This window comes from Pseudomonas sp. IPO3778, from assembly GCF_013386825.1.
Lineage (GTDB): Bacteria > Pseudomonadota > Gammaproteobacteria > Pseudomonadales > Pseudomonadaceae > Aquipseudomonas.
This window is the reverse complement of record NZ_JACARC010000156.1, coordinates 1-435: the sequence shown is the minus strand read 5'-3', so window position 1 is coordinate 435 and position 435 is coordinate 1. Positions and strand designations below refer to the sequence as shown.

General features: G+C 55.6%; 1 protein-coding gene. It reads right to left on the bottom strand.

Features of this window, described 5'->3' with window-relative positions:
• Nucleotides 1–31 precede the first annotated feature (31 nt).
• Nucleotides 32–435: hypothetical protein (locus tag HX855_RS33005; RefSeq protein WP_178948096.1), on the bottom strand; the 404-nt coding region annotated here is incomplete at its 5' end.

Here is a 435-nt window from a genome sequence, read left to right as displayed (position 1 = left end):
GGGGCCGTTAGGCGATCTGCTAACGCTCTTTTTAAGGAAGTGCTAGTTGTGGTAATTCAGAAACGAGATCTTGCGGACTGAACACCTCGCGCGTCTCCTGCTCGACGGCATCAAACTGCTCATAGCAGTAAGCCCAGCACAGCGACCGCCAGGAACGGAAGGCCTGGCCCTGAGCCTGAAAGCGCGGTACTGCCGGCTCATCGGCATAGCTAATCGCATTCTTGATATCGTCATATCCTGCGGACTTGGCCGTCTGATCCAGAAACGCCCGAACTACCGCAACACACTCAAGCTTGCGCTGTTCCCACGTCAATTCGGGCGGTTCCAAAATAATGGGGCGATTACCATCGGCCCCGATCACTTTGCCAGAGGCTTGAGCTGCGAAAAGTGCTTGGTACTCTTCAAGACTGACTTCCCGCAGCTCTCCTGCGAGCG